Source organism: Enterococcus sp. AZ095a (assembly GCF_050546735.1).
GTDB classification, from domain to species: domain Bacteria; phylum Bacillota; class Bacilli; order Lactobacillales; family Enterococcaceae; genus Enterococcus_D; species Enterococcus_D entomosocium.
In genome coordinates, this window is the sequence record NZ_CP172953.1 from 1,296,850 (window position 1) to 1,314,963 (window position 18,114).

The following is an 18,114-nucleotide window of genomic DNA, read 5'->3' on the forward strand; positions in this document are numbered from 1 at the left end:
TTATTCTTTTTCCAAAGGGAAATGGTTAGCATCGAAAGAAGCGTTTGTTTAGTCACTAATTGCTGTTAATTTTTTTATTTTTTCATTAAAAGCATTCGATAGTTTCTGACATAAATTCGTTTCAAAATCACGATAGCGACAAAAATCAATGATTGCCGAGTTTTCTTCGGTTGTAAAAGGGGGTAAAAGCTGTGGTGAGCTCAAAATATAAAAGTCAAAAGGTTCTTCAGTTGGCAGCGTGATCCGTTCAATTTCAACGTAGGGCAACCGTTCACATATATTAAAAACTTCCATGGAAACCAAGTAGTTAGATACATAGACAAAAGCAACTTTAAGTTTATATTTTTGTTCCTTTTCAATGTAAATGGGATAAAGCAAACAGGCTTGATAAAAAGCAAGATCGGTATAACAGGTTTTTAACCACTCATAACCTTTACGATTTGCTATTTTACGCCAAAAACTTTGAATGGTATTTGTCAAAATCGTATGTAATGGGTATTTATCCTTAATGACATTTGCTTCGAAAAAATTTGAAAGGGGGACTTTTTGCTTAAATATACAGAACTTCAGCAACGTAAGATATGTATTCATATAAAGGAACGACTGATGGTCGAAGTCAAAATCACAGAGAAATTTTTGGCAATGTTCTTCAAACTCAGTCATCAGCTCTTTTAATTCTAGCTTTTCGTGATTGTAACAATCCGCTACAATCGGAAGACGCACATCTTTGGCAGAAGTCAGCATCGGCCAGTAATAAAAAAGAAAGAACAAAGAATTGATCTCAAGAATGTCTATTGCTGAATCAATGATCATAAAGAAAGCAGAGAAGAAATCAAGCTTTTCACCACTGGGGATAAATGATCGGTTCGTTAACTGATAAAGATTTGTCTTGTGACCATCCTTTAAACGAAACAGACAAATCTTGCAATGAAGTAAGGCTTCTTTTTTGCCAATTTCATACTTGCTTTTGTATTTCGTTCCTTCATAGGTAACAAAAAGCTCTTCGATCTCTTGGTCAAAGGCCTTCACCAAACTATCCCCTAAAGAAATGTGCCAGATAAAATTAAACAATAAGATGCGAATCACCATCTCTGAACCGATAAGCGTCATGGCGGATTGATTTAAGGTTACGTTGAATTCCTTTAAATGATCCTGAAGCTTTTTCGTTTGTCGGAAACAAGTCGAACGACTGATATAGTTTCTTTGGCAAAATGCCAGCAAACTTTCATCTTGGTTGGTCAAGATACTTAACAACATTTTATAAGAAATACTTTCTTGGGCTAAAAACTGCTGATATTGATTGTATTCAATCAAATTTTTAGGGAGACTAAGGGTGTTTTTATGTAATGAAAGATTTACTGGGGAGAGGTTTTGCAGGTCCTCTTGGATCGAGGAAAGTAAACTTTTCAATCTCGTTGCACTTAAATGGGTCAGATTTTTCACGAACTCTATGTTGTATTCACCCGGAGCAATTGATAGTAGTTTTCCGTAGAGTCCGATTTTGTCTAATGCTCGGGTATCTAAGAGTATTTTTTCAATCAAATGATCACCTTCTTATTTTATTAATAACTTATTTATATTACTGTGTAAAGACACGTCTCAAAACTTTTGCTTTTTTTTAGAAAAACTGAGACAAATTTTTGCCAGAGCTGTCTCATAAAGAACAAAAATAGAAATCGCATGTGAAAAACGCTAGTTTTTTTTAGTTATTAAATAACGTTGGTTAATTGGTTCCGCTTTGAAATAAAAAACTTTTTTTATTTATGAATAACTACAGATGCGTAAATTTTTCCTGTTTTTCAGAAAATAAAAAAAAGAGGTGTCTTTCGCTTCTTTCTTGTATCATCAGCTTGTAATTTTTGATTCTTTGAAAGGAGGTCTTTTTATGTTTTTGACAAAGAGACACCACTGGTTCTCTTTCATTTTCTGTATGTTAGGGGGGATATTATTTTTCATTTATTCGAGTTTGCAAACAAATGGGACAGCAAGTGCACAAGAAGAAAATACGATCGCTATTACCGAAACGGAGCAGATCAAGCTGACAGGTCAACGGGAGGGCAATCAATTTACTTTACGATATCAGCTATCACAAAAAAACAAACAGCAACGCATCTGGCTGCAATTATATGCACTTGATGAAACAAAAGAACAACCGCTAACGAAAACGAACAACAAAGAGGTGGTTTTTATTGAGGATGAATCCGCGCAGTCTTGGCTAACAACACAAGACTTCTTGCAAACACCCTGTGAACAAGAAGTAACGTTTCAACTACCTAGTGAAACAAAAAAACTGAAGTTGGCGATTCAGATTGAAGAATATGATCACGAAAATCAAGAATCGCACAAATTGGCGTCTTTGGATGAATTGATAGTTGACATTCCGCTTGCGACAGAATCTGCATCCTCAGATAGGGTGGAAGTCAGCTCAACTGATTCACAAGCTGCAGAAACCGGCACGGAGTCAACTTCGGAACAAGTGTCGAATGAAGACTCAAAAGGTGTTTCGAATGAAGAAACGCAGGAAGAGACAAAGGAAACAGGAACAACGACAAGTTCTTCTGAAGACGAAACACTCATTGAACCGTTTAAACAAGAACGTCTTTATCAAAAAACGACCGTTTCACAGGCTTTTGCTTCGATTGAACCAGATTATACGACAGACCAGAATGGAACCTATCCCACAGCTAGTTGGAAAATCGATGAAAAGAGCAATGTCTTAAATCATCAGGGGAACAAAGATGCAGGCGAAACCTGGGATGGCGTAGCTACATGGAATGGTGATCCAGAAAATTTGACCAACTCGTATATTGAGTATGGTGGTGTGGGAGATGAAGCGGATTTTGCTTTACGGAAATTTGCAAAAGAGACGAATACTCCAGGACTGTTTGATGTCTACCTAAATGTACGAGGGAATGTTCAACGCCAAATTGATCCGATCGATGTTGTGTTGGTAGTGGATTGGTCAGGGAGTATGAATGAGATGGGACGCATCACTGAAGTAAAAAAAGGTGTGGATCGCTTTTTGAATCAAATTGAAGGAAGCGGCATTCAAGACAGTGTCTACATGGGCTATGTCGGTTATTCCAGTGATGGTAACAATTACCAAAACAAAACCTGCCAGTTAGGAAAATTTTCTGAAGTCAAAGAGACGATCCGAACGATGACGCCAGAAACAGCAGCTGGGGGGACCTTTACCCAAAGAGGGCTACGCCAAGCTGGGGATATGCTATCAACGCAAAATGGACATAAGAAAGTCATCGTTTTGCTAACAGATGGCGTGCCGACCTACAGTTATCATGTGTCCAAAGTGCATACACAAGCAGATGGTAGTTATTATGGAACCGCCTTTTCTCTTTCTCAAGACCAGCCGATGAATACTTCACATCTCTACAACGGGTATTTTGCATCTGATCAGTACGGTAACTCTAAATGGATCAACAATACGTTTGTCGCCACGATCGGTGAGGCGATGGCGTTAAAAGAGCGCGGGATTGAGATTCACGGATTGGGGATTCAACTGCAAGGGGATCAAACAGCTGGGTATACAAAGGACGATGTTGAGAACAAAATGAGACAGATGGTTTCTGCTGATGAAGAGGGGCATCTTTATTATGAGTCAGCCAATGAAGCAGCGGATATTGCCGACTATCTCGAGAAAAAAGCCCTTCATATTTCGGCGACAGTCACTGATGGAGAGATTACTGACCCCATTTCGCAGCCATTTTTATACGAAGAAAATAGCTTGTCCATCAAAAGTGTCGGGTCTGCTGTTCTAACGGTGCAGCCTGAGGTCACGATATCTGACAATACACTCAATGCTTCTGGTCTTTATTTAGGCGAAGGACAGGAACTGCAAATTCATTATCAAGTGCGGATTCAAACGGAAGCAGCGGATTTTAAACCAGATACTTGGTATCAAATGAATGGAGAAACGGTGTTTTATCCGAATCATCAGTCCGATCAAAAGGCATTGTTTGGTGTGCCATCTGCCAAAGCAGCTGGGAAGGAGTTGACGATCAAAAAAGTCTGGGAGGAATACGATGGCGATACGTCAAGTCGCCCAGAATCTGTCTATTTTGAAATAAGCAGAAGCCCAGTTACTAGCAAGGAGAGCTGGCAAACAGGATATCTCAAACTTACTGAGACCGATGCACAAGATCAGACAAGTTGGGAACGAAGCAAGGTTTCCGCGGTTTCTGAAAAGGATGGAACGGATTACGAAGAAACCCGTCTACTGCCGCTTTATAACAATCAAGGAGAAACGTTTAATTATCAAGTCACAAATGAACTGGCAGTATCAGGCTACGAGTCGACAAGAGTGGACGTTTCTACATGGAAAAACACAAAGACGTTTGTGCCCCTCGCATTAAATCTGATCAAAAAATCCGCTGTAGGAGAGGTGAAGCTGACAGGTGCTGTTTTTGAATTGACGGGCGCTGGAAAGACAGTAACCCTTGTGGATCAAGGGGATGGAACGTACGGGCTGCCAGCAGATACTACGTTGCAAAAAAGTCAGACGTATCGTTTAAAGGAAGTCACTGCACCGGCGGGACATCATTTGGCTAAGCAAACAGAGTGGCTGATCCATATTGATGAGCAAGGGCATGCGACGATTGATGGACAACCTGTCACACTGGTCGAGCATACGATTATCCTGGAGATTACCAATCCGTTTACAGAAATTCCAGTCGCTATTCGAAAATATACGTTGCAAAATGAGCAGCAAGTATTGTTAGCAGGCGCTGTCTTTTCTCTTCAACAAAAAACAGCAGGAGGGGATTATCAAGAAATCGCCTCAGAAACGTCGGATGATGTTGGGATGGCTGAATTTACGATCCTTGAGCCTGGCGCTTATCGTATCTCAGAAACAGCCGGTCCGCTCGGATATGATACGGTTGCCGGTGACTATGAATTTGTCGTTGGTACAGACGGAAAAATCCAGTATCAAGGGGAAAATGTCGACGGGGATGCCAACTGTTGGACCCTTACCCATGGCAATCAGTTAAAACCTTTTGATTTGGTGGTCAATAAACAGGATGAACTGGGACAAGCACTTGAGGGGGCAAAATTCCGGCTAAGTGGAAACGGACGGACTGTCGAACTGCCTGAAAACGGAGAAGCACTAGCGGTATTTCACTTCCAAGATCTCACACCCGGCAGCTATACCTTGGAAGAAACTGGTACACCCGCAGGCTATGCAGGTTTAACAGCACCTGTCCAAATCAAGATTGAAGAGGATGGTCAGGTCTTTATCGATGAAGAACGACTACCGAATCTTCTTGTTTCTGGAGAAAAGAACAATCAAATAGAATTGATCGTAACCAATCAAGTGAAAGTGTCTCTTCCTGAAACCGGAGGGAATTGGCATGGATGGATGGTCATTCTTTCAGCAAGTCTGCTAGTCCTTTTAGCTGGTAGCTATTTGCACGTTAAGCGCAAAGATAAGTCTTCATTAAAGTAATTTTTCCATTAGCGAATGAAAAACGAAAAAAAATTTAGAAGAGAGGAAAGAACAATGAAAAAGATTTTTAATCATACGAAAATGGTTTGTCTCCTATTTTTACTTTTGCCATTTGTCTTTTTTGGAACAAAAAATCAGCAAGTGTCTGCAGAGAGCAATTTGGCACAGATCCATCTCCATAAAAAGAAAATGGTCAATCTGCCAGGTTCATTGATTCAAAATAGTGGGACTGAGATGGAAGAGTTTGATCAATACCAAGGCTTAGCCGATGTCACTTTTTCTGTCTATGATGTGACAGCAGCATTTTATGAAAAACGATCTGCAGGGGCATCCGTTGAAGAAGCCAAGCGTCAAGTTCAAACCTTGACGTCTGGTTCCCCTATAGCTAGCGGGAAAACAGATGCAGCCGGTGATTTGGTTTTTGAATTGCCGAAAAAACAAGCCGATCGGGATGCAGTTTACACCATTGTAGAAGCCCCTAAAGACGGCGTTACCACTGCTGAGAATATGGTGATCGCCTTTCCCGTATATGAAATGATCCAACAAGCTGATGGCTCATATGTTTATGGAGAAGAAGAGCTAGACACGATCCATCTTTATCCGAAAAATATCGTCACAAATGAAGGAATGCTCCTTGTGAATAAGCGAGGAACGGGGGAAAACGAACCACTGAATGATGCGGAATTTGTTGTTTCAAAGCAAGAAGGACGCGAAAATACCAAGAAATACATTTTAAGTGCAGCCGATGGACTTTATACATGGACAACTGACAAACAGGCAGCGTACCGTTTTTTGACAGGCAAACAATATGCTGCTGGAGACGCTGGTATCGATGTGAGTGAGAACCAAAAAGGACAGCTAAAGATTGCGCAACTAGAAACAGGCGCCTATCAATTAGAGGAAACGAAAGCCCCAAGTCAAGCCGCCTTAATCGAGGAAGAAAGAATCAAGGATTTCTCGATTGATTCAGGAAGTAACGTTACTGTTGAGCTAACAATCAAGAATGACACAACAAATGTTACAAAAACAACACCACAATTAGACGGCAAAGACGTAGAGATCGGCGAAAGAATCCAATATCACCTAACAGTCAATATCCCATCAGGTATTCAAGATAAAGTAGGATCAGAAAACAAATACAAACATTTTCAATTGATCGATGCCCATGATCCAGCATTAACTTTTGAAAATACAGCTGAAGGAGAAACGGGCTATGCGTTGTATGATGGAGAGCAGAAAATCGATGCGACGAATTACCAAGTAACGGAAAAAGAGCATGGCTTTACGGTAACTATCAATCCAGAATTCGTGCCGCAATTAACGCCGGGAAATCAATTGCGCTTTGTGTATTATATGTATTTAAATGAACAGGCTATGCCTATCAATGGCTTTACGAATGAAGCAAATGTAGAAACGGATTTCATGACGGATCAAACGCCTCCAAGCGTGGAAGTTTTGACAGGGGGCAAACGGTTCTTAAAAGTCGATGGGGCTGTGACCGCTACCGAAGCATTGGCAGATGCAGTTTTTGTTGTACGGGATCAAGACCGTGATGATGCCAACTACCTGAAAATCGAAGAAGGAACCAAACAGGTATCTTGGGTGCAAACAGCGGATGAAGCGACGAAATTTACCACAGGGACAGATGGATTAGTTGATATCATCGGGTTAAAATTTGGCACCTACTATTTGGAAGAAGTAAAAGCACCAAAAAATTATGTACTGCTAACAAATCGCATCGCTTTTGAAGTACATGAAACGTCTTATGGAACGAAAGAGCAATTGGGAGATCCAGAAAAAGTCCCTAACCGCCGCAAAGGAACCTTACCGGCAACTGGTGGTGCCGGCACGTATTTAATGGGCGCCATCGGAGTGGTGATCGGTGGTTTAGCTGGGTGTTATTTTGTTAAACGGAAAAAAGGGTAAGTAAATGAGATGAAAATGCACGATGACAATCAAAAGGAAAAGAAATGGCACGAAAGTACCTACTCAAAAAGTGACTTTGTTGGATGTTCTAATGGGTATTCTGCTGCTGCTAGGTGTTCTGATCATCAGTTATCCTTTTGTAAGTAATCAGCTCAACACCTTTTTGGATAAACAGTTGATCAGCTACTACCAAAGCCAAGCTAAAAAAATGAGTGAAATAGAAAAACAACAAAAAAGGAACCAGTTGGAACGAGTAAATCAAGAGCTGGCACAGCATCCCAGCAATCCTGGAATCAAAGAAACGCAAGATTTATCAGAAACAAGGGACTCAGAATCAGGCGATACACCTGATTACTATGAACGACATACGATCGGCGTTTTAAAGATCCCCGTGATTGGTGTCGCTCTCCCGATTTTTGATCAAACCACCGATACGTTGTTAAAAAGAGGAGCAACATTATTGGAGGGCGCTTCGTATCCAATAGGTGGTGAAGATACCCATGCAGTTCTGTGCGGACACCGTGGGTTAACGAGTGCAACCCTCTTTACGGATCTGCCTAAGCTGCAGATCGGCGATGAGTTTTATATCGAAACGTTTGATGATACGTTGGCGTATCAAATAGATCAGATTAAAACGGTCGCCCCTGATGATACCGAAGCACTAAAAATTGTCAAAGGCAGTGATTATGTCACCTTACTAACCTGCACACCCTATATGGTCAATAGCCATCGTTTATTGGTTCGCGGCAAAAGGGTTCCTTACAATGAAGAAAATGAAACAAATGCCGCAAAAAAAGCAAACCAGCAGGATTTGTGGGTGCTGCTAGTTGTAAGCACCACACTATTACTACTCCTGCTGGTGATTAGCAGAATCAAAAGAAAAAAACAGCATGATTTGATCACTCTCAGTGATAAGAAGCAAAGATAGCAGGTTTTCCTCTAGATCCACTAGAAAATGACTTGTTAACCTTACTCAGAACGAAACATGTCGTGTGAAATATGGTACAATAACGAAGATAAAAGGTAGTAAAAAACAGTCGGTCTAATGGTAAAGGTGTCAGAAAAAAGGAAGAATGAGTGGGTAGACAAGCTTTTTTTCAACCACTTCCCCAAAATTAAAAAGCGAGAAAGCGCGTATGACGCATGAGAATCGCGCTGAAAGCTTTACCTATGCACGAGGTTGGAACAAGAACATTGTCCTAAAGCAATTTTTGCAAAATGCCCAGTGTGACTAGTTTCTCTGATGGTTTTAGAGCAAATAGTCCTCGTTCTTGTTAGGTATATACTGCATGGATTTAGACACTACTGTCTTTTTTTACCAATTCGAAGAAGTACCAAGGAGGAAAACGTTCAAATGACCATTCAATGGTTTCCAGGCCATATGGCGAAAGCCAGACGTGAAGTAAGTGAGAAATTAAAATTCGTGGATATCGTTTTTGAACTCGTGGACGCACGCTTGCCGATCTCATCCCGCAACCCCATGCTGGACCAATTATTACAGCAAAAACCACGATTGATCTTGATCAATAAAGCGGATTTAGCAGATCCCGTTCAAACCAAAAAATGGGAGCATTATTTCCAAGCACAAGGCTATTTAGCCTTGGCGATCAACGCCCAAGACAATCAAGGCGTCAAAGCCATTGTCCCGACGGCTAAGCAAGTCTTGAAGGAAAAAATCGCCCGTGACAAAGCCAGAGGATTGAAGCCCCGTGCGATTCGAGCGATGGTGATTGGCATTCCGAATGTCGGAAAATCAACCTTGATGAACCGTTTAGTAGGGAAGAAAATTGCTCAGACGGGTAATAAACCCGGCGTGACCAAAGGACAGCAATGGCTGCGTTTTGGGACTGATCTAGAGCTGCTAGATACGCCTGGGATCTTATGGCCAAAATTTGAAGATCCTGAGATTGGTAAAAAATTGGCATTGACGGGGGCTATTAAAGATCAGCTGATCCATTTGGATGATATCGCATTGTATGGACTTGATTTTTTTGCCCGCTATTATCCTGAAAGAATCGCCAATCGTTACCAACTAAAGGCGGAGGAAGAGGCGTTGTTAGCGCCGGACCTGTTGATGAAAATCACTGAAAAACGTGGGTATAAAGATAACTATGATCGAGGAAGCGAGCTTGTTGTCTTTGACATTCGGCAAGGAAAATTAGGCCGTTATACACTAGATCGAGTGGAGGAAATGGAAAGCCAAGATGAAACAACCGATTAAGACAATCAAAGAGCGATTATTTGATCCAACCTTTAATGACCCGGCATTTTTGCAGGAATTGCTAGCAGATGAACGCGCAGGGGTCCAAAAGCTGTTGCAACGATATGAGAAACAATTAGTCAAACAGCAGCTATTGCAGGAAAAATACGAAGAAATGATGCGTTTTGAAAACGAAGCATTTCAACAAGGCGCCCGTTTTATCGCCGGTTTAGATGAAGTGGGGCGCGGACCTTTAGCAGGACCCGTGGTGTCAGCTGCGGTGATTCTGCCTAAAGAATGCCAGATTTTGGGGTTAAATGATTCAAAACAGCTTTCTGCGAAGAAAAGAGAAGAACTGTTTATCGAAATTCAAAATAAAGCCGTTGCTGTCGGTATCGGTGTGGTTAGTCCTGAAGAAATCGATCGGATAAATATCTATCAAGCGAGCCGCCTGGCGATGAAAGAAGCTTTGATCGACTTAGCGGTCAAGCCGGAACATTTGCTCATTGATGCGATGACCATCGAGACCGACATCCCTCAACAAAGCTTGATCAAAGGCGATGCCCGCTCCATTTCGATTGCCGCAGCAAGTATCATTGCCAAAGTCTATCGTGACAATTTAATGAAAGATTTTCATGATGTGTATCCTTTTTATGGGTTTGATCAAAATGCTGGGTATGGGACCAAAGTTCATTTAGAAGGGTTAGCTGCCCATGGAATTTGCCCTATTCATCGAAAAACCTTTGCCCCAGTTAAACAATACCTATAAATTTCATCCATCCCTCTTTTTTTAGCGAATCTTATAAGTAAGATCACTAAGAAAAGAGGGCTTTGTTTATGAAATATCAACAAGCAACAGATTTTGAAAAACAGTTGATAAAACTGTACTACTGTCAGGGAATCGGTCTGCAAGGTTGCTGGAAGATTATTTGGCATTGGCTGGAAACAAAAGAAATGCGTTGTTCGTTGGAAGAGATGATTGCCATCGGCGTCCTTCCACAGCATAGGACGGTCTTTCGCCGATCGTGGGAGCAAATGACAGAAGAGCATATCACACAAAAGATGGGGGGACAAAACTACCTCACCTTCTTTTCAGCGGAGTATCCGATGCTTTTAAGACAAATTGCGGACCCACCATTATTACTATTTTACGAAGGAAATCTGCAATTGTTGCAAACGCCCATGATTGGATTTGTCGGCGCAAGAACAGCTTCTCGCTACGCGCGTAAAGTTTGCGAAAAGCTGATCCCGCCTTTAGTGACAGAAAACTATACGATCGTCAGTGGATTAGCAAATGGCGTCGACAGTTTTGCCCATGAATCAGCCATCAGAAATCGGGGACAAACCATTGCCGTGATTGCTTCTGGTTTGGAACATTGTTATCCTACTTCTGCGTATCCGTTGTTCCAGCAGATTCGTCAAGAACATCTAGTACTGAGTGAATATTCTCACGACACCAAACCGCAAAGACATCACTTCCCCTTACGCAATCGCATCATTGCCGGTATTTCAAAAGCGATCTGTGTGATTGAAGCTAAAGAAAGAAGCGGTTCTTTGATTACGGCACAATTAGCAATGGAAAATGGCCGAGAAGTTTTTGCAGTGCCTGGTGAAATGATTTCCGATCAGTCAAAAGGTTGTCACCACTTGATTCAAGATGGCGCAAAATGTACGATTAGTGTGTCAGATATTTTACAGGAGTTAGCCTTTTTTTGATTTTTCCAATCAACCTTCCTTGACAAACCTTTTCTTGAAAGCTATGATAAGCTACGATTTGTATGTTTCATCTGCATACGATAGGTTCACTGATTGATAGAATATAATAGTAGGAAAAATTCAGGAAGGAGCCATTCTTTATATGGCATATAAATATTTAGTAATCGTGGAATCGCCGGCAAAGGCGAAAACCATTGAAAAATACCTTGGACGAAATTACAAAGTCGTCGCAAGTGTCGGTCATATTCGTGATCTTCCTAAAAGTAAAATGGGAATTGATGTCGAAAATGACTACGAACCGCATTACATTTCGATCCGTGGCAAGGGCGATGTGATCAAAAGTCTCCGCTCAGCTGCGAAAAAAGCCGAAAAAGTCTACCTCGCAAGTGACCCGGATAGAGAAGGAGAAGCTATTGCGTGGCATTTAGCTTTTCTACTAGGGTTAGATTTAAAAGATAAAAACCGAGTCGTCTTTAATGAGATCACTAAGGATGCGGTCAAGGCAGCTTTCAAAGAACCAAGAACGATCGATGTAGATCTCGTTGACGCTCAACAAGCGCGCCGGATTTTAGATCGATTGGTGGGGTATTCATTGAGCCCGATCCTTTGGCGTAAAGTGAAAAAAGGCTTGAGTGCTGGCCGTGTTCAATCGGTGGCGCTTAAGATTATTATAGATCGTGAAAAAGAGATCCGTGATTTTGTTCCTGAAGAATATTGGAGCATCGATGGGAACTTTAAAAAAGCCACGAAAAAATTCAAAGCCAATTTTTGGGGCCTAGATGGCAAAAAGAAAAAATTACCGAATGCTGAAAGCATAAAAGAAATCACCGATCGTCTTTCTAGTAAAGAGTTTCAAGTGACGAAGGTTGAAAAGAAAGAACGCAAACGCAACCCGGCGGCACCGTTTACCACCAGTAGCTTGCAACAAGAAGCAGCCCGTAAACTGAACTTTCGAACGCGGAAAACCATGATGGTCGCACAGCAGCTCTATGAAGGGATCGCTCTTGGTAAACAAGGAACCGTTGGTTTGATCACCTATATGCGTACCGATTCGACCCGAATCGCAGACACAGCCAAAGGCGAAGCGGCCGAATTTATTGAAAGTACTTATGGTTCAGAGTTCTCGGCGCACGGTGGCAAAAAACGCGCGAATGCACAAGGGGCACAAGATGCCCATGAAGCGGTAAGACCAACAAGTGTGATGCGTACGCCAGAAGCCATGGAGAAATTCTTAGACAAAGACCAACTGAAACTGTATCGCTTGATCTGGTCTCGCTTTGTGGCTAGTCAAATGACGCCGGCGATTTTGGATACAATGAAAGTTACCTTGGATCAAAATGGTGTCATCTTTATTGCCAATGGTTCAAAGATCAAATTTAAAGGGTTTATGCAGGTCTATGTGGAAGGGCGCGATGATGGCAAAGAAGACAAAGAGAACATTTTGCCAGAGTTAGTTGAAGGAGATGTGGTCCAATCCGTATCGATCGAACCAAAACAGCATTTCACTCAACCACCTGCCCGCTACAGTGAGGCCACCTTGATCAAAACCCTTGAAGAGAACGGTGTGGGTCGTCCTTCAACTTATGCACCAACGTTGGAAACAATCCAACGACGTTATTATGTGAAATTGACACAAAAACGTTTTGAGCCAACTGAACTTGGTGAGATCGTCAATTCATTGATCGAGGAATTCTTCCCGCAAATCGTTGATATGCATTTTACTGCTGAAATGGAAAATAGCTTGGATAGCATTGAAGCTGGGAAAGAAGAATGGGTCAAAGTCGTCGATCAATTCTACCGTCCCTTTGAAAAAGAATTGACGACCGCAGAAGAAAGTATCGAAAAAATCCAAATCAAAGACGAACCTGCAGGCTTTGACTGTGACCTTTGTGGCCATCCAATGGTGATCAAATTAGGTCGCTACGGAAAATTTTATGCCTGCAGCAATTTCCCTGACTGTCGCAACACGAAACCAATCGTCAAAGAAATCGGCGTTGAGTGCCCGGTCTGTCACCAAGGCCAAGTTGTTGAACGCAAATCGAAAAAAAATCGGTTGTTTTATGGATGTACCCGCTATCCGGACTGTGACTTTACTTCTTGGGACAAACCTGTAGGCCGTAATTGTCCGAAATGTGATAATTACTTAGTCGAGAAGAAAGTCAAAGGCGGCAAGCAAGTCGTGTGTATCAATGGGGACTATGAAGAAAATGTGCAAAAATAACTAACAGGATTCCCTGTTAAAAAAAGAATCGGCGCATTCTTTTGAACGGTCAGCCTCGATGTTGGCTGACAAAAGAAAGTGCCGGTCCTTTTGATTAATACAAGCAGTTTCTTATGAGAAGAGGCGAGCTTTTGAAATAAAAGGAGAGCACTATGAAAGAAATCAATGTTATTGGTGCCGGTTTAGCCGGAAGCGAAGCTGCTTGGCAAGCAGCGCAAGCAGGTGTCGCAGTAAAGCTTTATGAAATGCGTCCTAAGAAATCGACAGAAGCCCATCATACAAATAATTTTGCTGAACTTGTTTGTACGAATTCACTTCGGGGCAACAACTTAACGAATGCGGTCGGTGTTTTGAAAGAAGAAATGCGCCGCTTAGATTCAGTCATTATTACCTCTGCAGACAAAACAGCTGTTCCAGCAGGTGGTGCTTTAGCTGTGGATCGTGATGATTTTTCAGAGTTAGTCACCAAACGTGTCAAAGAACATCCTTTAGTCACTGTCATCGAAGAGGAGATCACTGAAATTCCAGAAGGGATTACCGTGATTGCAACTGGACCTTTGACTTCTGAACCTTTATCAAAAGCGATCCAAGCTTTTAACGGATCAGAAGGATTTTATTTCTATGACGCAGCAGCACCGATTATCGATAAATCCACCATCAATATGGATAAAGTTTATTTGAAATCACGCTACGACAAAGGCGAAGCAGCCTATCTGAACTGTCCAATGAACGAAGAGGAGTTTTATGCGTTTCGTGAAGCTTTAGTCAATGCGGAAGTGGCCCCTTTGAAAGAATTCGAAAAAGAAAAATTTTTTGAAGGATGTATGCCAATCGAAGTTATGGCTGGCCGTGGACCGAAAACCATGTTGTTTGGTCCGATGAAACCAGTTGGATTGGAAGATCCGAAAACCGGCAAACGTCCCTACGCAGTGATTCAGTTGCGTCAAGACAATGCGGCTGCTTCTCTTTACAACATCGTTGGTTTTCAAACACATTTAAAATGGGGCGAGCAAAAACGGGTTTTCCGTATGATCCCTGGTTTGGAAGAGGCAGAATTTGTGCGCTACGGCGTGATGCATCGGAATAGTTTTATGAATTCACCAGAGTTGTTACAACAAACGTACCAATCGAAAAAACGTGAAGACCTCTTTTTTGCTGGTCAGATGACAGGCGTTGAAGGGTATGTTGAAAGTGCAGCCAGTGGATTGATGGCCGGGATCAACGCTGCCAAACTTGCAAAAGGGGAAGCGCCGATCATTATGCCACAAGAGACGACAATTGGCAGTATGGCGTATTATATCACTCATGCAGAAGGCAAACACTTCCAACCGATGAATGCCAACTTTGGTTTGCTGCCAGAACTTCCAGAACGAATCAGAGATAAAAAATCTCGTTATGAAGCATTGGCAAACCGGGCATTAACTGCCTTAGAAGAAGCCAAAGAACAACTATAAGAGCGATGAGTCATCACCTTCTTACTAATAAATGGTAAGAAGGTTTTTTTTTAATTTGTCTTGAAACTTTAATCAAGGTGACTTATGATAGACAGTAACAATGACAGAAGGTGGTGAAGATGGTGATTGGAGAATGGATTCATTTGATTCAAAACTATTTACAGCGTTTTCCTACAGTAATTCAATTTTTAGGATGGCTGATCCTTTTGGTCGGGGTCATTTTCGTTGTCTTTGTTTTATTTAGTTTGCTGTTAGGTCCCATTATGTGGCTTTACAATCGCATCACAGACAAAAACCGCAGCAATGTCATTAGTCGCAATGATTTTGTGATCGGTGAACTGACGGAAAAGATTGTCGGAGATACAATCGGCGAAGTCATGGAGATAGGGAGTCAAGGTGCACGTTCTGTTTATCCTGCACGTTTTTTTCGGGAAGAAGATCGTGAAAACAATGTTCGATTGCCAGTCGGAACCAAAGTCATCATTGTCGATTTTGATAAAAAAGGGATCGCGTTGGTGGTGGAAAGTAAAAATTTTATAGAATAGGAAGTGTTACGTTATGGTGGATACAGGATCAGCAGTAGATTTTTTAAGTAATCCGATTTTATGGGGTGTTGTCCTCGTTGTTTTATTGATCGCTTTTTTGATGATACGCTATCGCATTGGGAAACCCGATGAAGCATTGATTGTTACGGGGTCGTTTTTAGGAAAAGAAGGCATCAAAATCTTAAAAAACAGTGGGACGTTTGTGATTCCTATTGTTCAAAAAGCCCATAAATTAAGTTTATTGACCCACAAGTTAGAGATTGGGACACCAGAAGTTTATACGGAACAAGGCGTACCGATCAAAGCCAGTGCGACGGTGCTTGTAAAGGTCGGCAACAGTACCGAGTCGATCAAGACAGCTGCTGAGCAATACTTAGGCAAATCCACAGGTGAATTGGAAGATGAAGCCCAAGAAGTCTTAGAAGGTCACTTACGGGCGATTCTAGGAACGATGACGGTAGAAGCCATCTATAAAAACCGCGATGATTTTGCGGAACAAGTGCAAGAAGTTGCCTCTACGGACTTGAAGAAAATGGGGTTGGAGATCGTTTCGTTTACGATCAAAGATGTCAGCGACAGCAATGGCTACTTGGATGCGTTAGGACGCCCTCAGATTGCTGAAGTGAAAAAAAATGCCGAAGTAGCGGAATCCAATGCCTTAAGAGAAACTCGAATCAAGCAAGCTGAGAATGAGCAATTGGCACAGCATGAAGAGATCCGTCGCCAAACAGAAATCGCAGAAGCGACAAAAGATATGGCATTGAAACAAGCACAATACAAACAAGAACGCGAAGTTGCGGATGCGAAAGCGGAACAGATCGCGGTCGGCGAACAAATGAAAGTTCAATTGATCGAACAAGAAAAAAATATCGAGATTCAAGAAAAACAAGCGGAATTGACGGAAAAAGAATTGAATGCAACTGTCCGTAAAAAAGCCGAAGCGGATAAATATGTGGTTGAACAAAACGCTTTAGCAGACAAAGCAAGAGAAATCGCACGAGCACAAGCGGAAGCGGAAAAAGTCAAATTAGCTGCCCAAGCAGAAGCCGAACGAATTGAAAAACTAGGTAGTGCCGACGCGGAACGGATCGCAAAAGTCGGTCAAGCCGAAGCGGAAAGCCGTGAAAAGATGGCGATTGCTTTGACCAAACTGAACGAAGCTGGTATTTTGATGGAGTTCATCAAAGTGCTGCCTGAAATCGCGAAAGAGGTCAATGCACCACTGAGCAATATTGATAAAGTGGTTAGCTTTGGCGGCAATGATGGTCTTCAATCAATGGGGGAAGCTGGTTTAGCGCGAACCTTTGATACGATCAAAGAGACAACCGGATTAGACTTAGTTGGGTTAATCAATGACACGATGTCCACAAAACAAGGAAACAAAGAGCTAGTTCAGGCTGTATCTGAAAGCACTGGTTCGCATCAGCCAACAACTGATCCAATCGAATAAAAGCAAATAAGTGGAAACGTATCAGTCCCTCTTTCTTTTGAGGAGAGGGACTGGTACGTTTTTCTGGCGCATTTAACGGATCTTTCTGAACAAAGATAAGAATCTTACGTAGATTCTTAGAAAGTTTTCACAATTATGTCTAAACTTTGAAATATTGATTAAATTCTGACAATTCATTTGTTTTTTTTTGTGGTCTATGCTAAAGTTATTTCGAATCATGAAAAGGGGGGTTAATTTGCAAACAGATCAGTTTCAAGAAGAGTTTTTTCGTTATCTTATTGTTGAAAGAGGGTATTCGGAAAAGACAAAAAAAGCGTATAAAGAAGATATGGGCGATTTTTTTCACTTCTTAAAAGAGTCTGGCAATGAAGACCCATTAGCAGTGGAATACCGCGATGTTCGCGTCTATTTAAGCTATTTGACGGAACGAGAGTACAGCCGTAATTCCATCAGTCGTAAAATGGCTAGTTTGCGATCTTTTTATCAGTTTCTAACCAAGCATGAGATCGTCAAAGAGAATCCTTTCGCCTACATTCATTTAAAAAAGAAAAACGCCAAATTGCCGCGTTTTTTTTATGAGAAGGAAATGGATGCTCTCTTTCAAAGTGTTGCTGGCGATGAGCCACTACAACAGCGCAATCAAGCATTGTTAGAAGTCCTTTATGGTTCAGGTTTGCGGGTCAGTGAGTGCAGCAGTCTCACACTGGGGGCAATCGATTGGGAAAGCGGCGTATTACTGATCCATGGGAAGGGGAATAAGGATCGCTATGTTCCTTTCGGTAGTTACGCACAAGCAGCAGTCAAACGCTATCTTTCCTCAGGACGCAAACAGCTGATGGAAAAGCAGAACAAGGAACACGAGATCCTTTTCGTGAATCATCTTGGTGACGGGATCACTGCAACTGGGATCGAATATGTTTTGAATCAAATCATTCGAAAAAGCAGTTTAGACAGTAAAATCCATCCTCATATGCTTCGGCATACGTTTGCAACCCATTTATTAAACAACGGCGCCGATATGCGGACCGTTCAAGAACTGTTGGGGCATGCCAATCTATCGACGACACAGATTTATGCGCATGTCACCAAAGACAGTTTACAAAAAAATTATCGCCAATTTCATCCACGCGCGTAAAATTGG

12 protein-coding genes are annotated in these 18,114 nt (G+C 41.8%); 11 read left to right on the plus strand and 1 reads right to left on the minus strand.

All coding sequences use genetic code 11. The features are described 5' to 3' along the window. Positions 1-48: 48 nt before the first annotated feature. Complete coding sequence (locus IGJ26_RS06085) at positions 49-1,542, minus strand: helix-turn-helix domain-containing protein (RefSeq protein WP_005236849.1); 1,494 nt, start codon at positions 1,540-1,542, stop codon at positions 49-51. Between the two features lie 343 nt (positions 1,543-1,885). Between IGJ26_RS06085 and IGJ26_RS06090 the strand changes: the two genes are divergently transcribed. The 11 genes from IGJ26_RS06090 to xerC all read left to right on the plus strand — a co-directional run bounded on the left by IGJ26_RS06090 (position 1,886) and on the right by xerC (position 18,108). Next, positions 1,886-5,461: a SpaA isopeptide-forming pilin-related protein gene (locus tag IGJ26_RS06090; RefSeq protein ID WP_086372725.1), complete on the plus strand. Its 3,576-nt coding sequence runs from the start codon at positions 1,886-1,888 to the stop codon at positions 5,459-5,461. Between the two features lie 54 nt (positions 5,462-5,515). Further along, positions 5,516-7,387 carry a SpaH/EbpB family LPXTG-anchored major pilin gene (locus tag IGJ26_RS06095; protein WP_194199442.1) on the plus strand — a complete coding sequence of 624 codons (1,872 nt, stop codon included), beginning with the start codon at positions 5,516-5,518 and terminating at the stop codon, positions 7,385-7,387. Positions 7,388-7,409: 22 nt separating this feature from the next. Beyond that, a complete protein-coding gene (locus IGJ26_RS06100) occupies positions 7,410-8,315 on the plus strand; it encodes a class C sortase (RefSeq protein WP_194199443.1) in 906 nt (301 codons plus the stop codon). A gap of 426 nt (positions 8,316-8,741) precedes the next feature. Next, on the plus strand, positions 8,742-9,608 hold the full coding sequence (ylqF, locus tag IGJ26_RS06105) for a ribosome biogenesis GTPase YlqF (protein ID WP_005229614.1): 867 nt from the start codon (positions 8,742-8,744) through the stop codon (positions 9,606-9,608). After that, positions 9,592-10,356, plus strand: a complete 765-nt coding sequence (locus IGJ26_RS06110; RefSeq protein ID WP_016621295.1) for a ribonuclease HII — start codon at positions 9,592-9,594, stop codon at positions 10,354-10,356. The genes ylqF and IGJ26_RS06110 overlap by 17 nt, the downstream gene beginning before the upstream one ends. A gap of 68 nt (positions 10,357-10,424) precedes the next feature. After that, on the plus strand, positions 10,425-11,303 hold the full coding sequence (dprA, locus tag IGJ26_RS06115) for a DNA-processing protein DprA (RefSeq protein ID WP_008379662.1): 879 nt from the start codon (positions 10,425-10,427) through the stop codon (positions 11,301-11,303). A 142-nt stretch (positions 11,304-11,445) separates the two neighbouring features. Then, positions 11,446-13,524 carry a type I DNA topoisomerase gene (topA, locus tag IGJ26_RS06120; RefSeq protein WP_086299596.1) on the plus strand — a complete coding sequence of 693 codons (2,079 nt, stop codon included), beginning with the start codon at positions 11,446-11,448 and terminating at the stop codon, positions 13,522-13,524. A 152-nt stretch (positions 13,525-13,676) separates the two neighbouring features. Beyond that, positions 13,677-14,978, plus strand: coding sequence for an FADH(2)-oxidizing methylenetetrahydrofolate--tRNA-(uracil(54)-C(5))-methyltransferase TrmFO (gene trmFO / locus IGJ26_RS06125; RefSeq protein ID WP_086372726.1), 1,302 nt, complete (start codon positions 13,677-13,679; stop codon positions 14,976-14,978). A 119-nt stretch (positions 14,979-15,097) separates the two neighbouring features. Beyond that, positions 15,098-15,523: a hypothetical protein gene (locus IGJ26_RS06130; protein WP_008379668.1), complete on the plus strand. Its 426-nt coding sequence runs from the start codon at positions 15,098-15,100 to the stop codon at positions 15,521-15,523. A gap of 13 nt (positions 15,524-15,536) precedes the next feature. Continuing rightward, positions 15,537-16,973 (plus strand): flotillin family protein, encoded by a 1,437-nt coding sequence (locus IGJ26_RS06135; protein ID WP_005236824.1) that lies wholly within the window; start codon positions 15,537-15,539, stop codon positions 16,971-16,973. A gap of 196 nt (positions 16,974-17,169) precedes the next feature. Then, positions 17,170-18,108 carry a tyrosine recombinase XerC gene (xerC, locus tag IGJ26_RS06140; protein WP_086299594.1) on the plus strand — a complete coding sequence of 313 codons (939 nt, stop codon included), beginning with the start codon at positions 17,170-17,172 and terminating at the stop codon, positions 18,106-18,108. Positions 18,109-18,114: the final 6 nt, after the last annotated feature.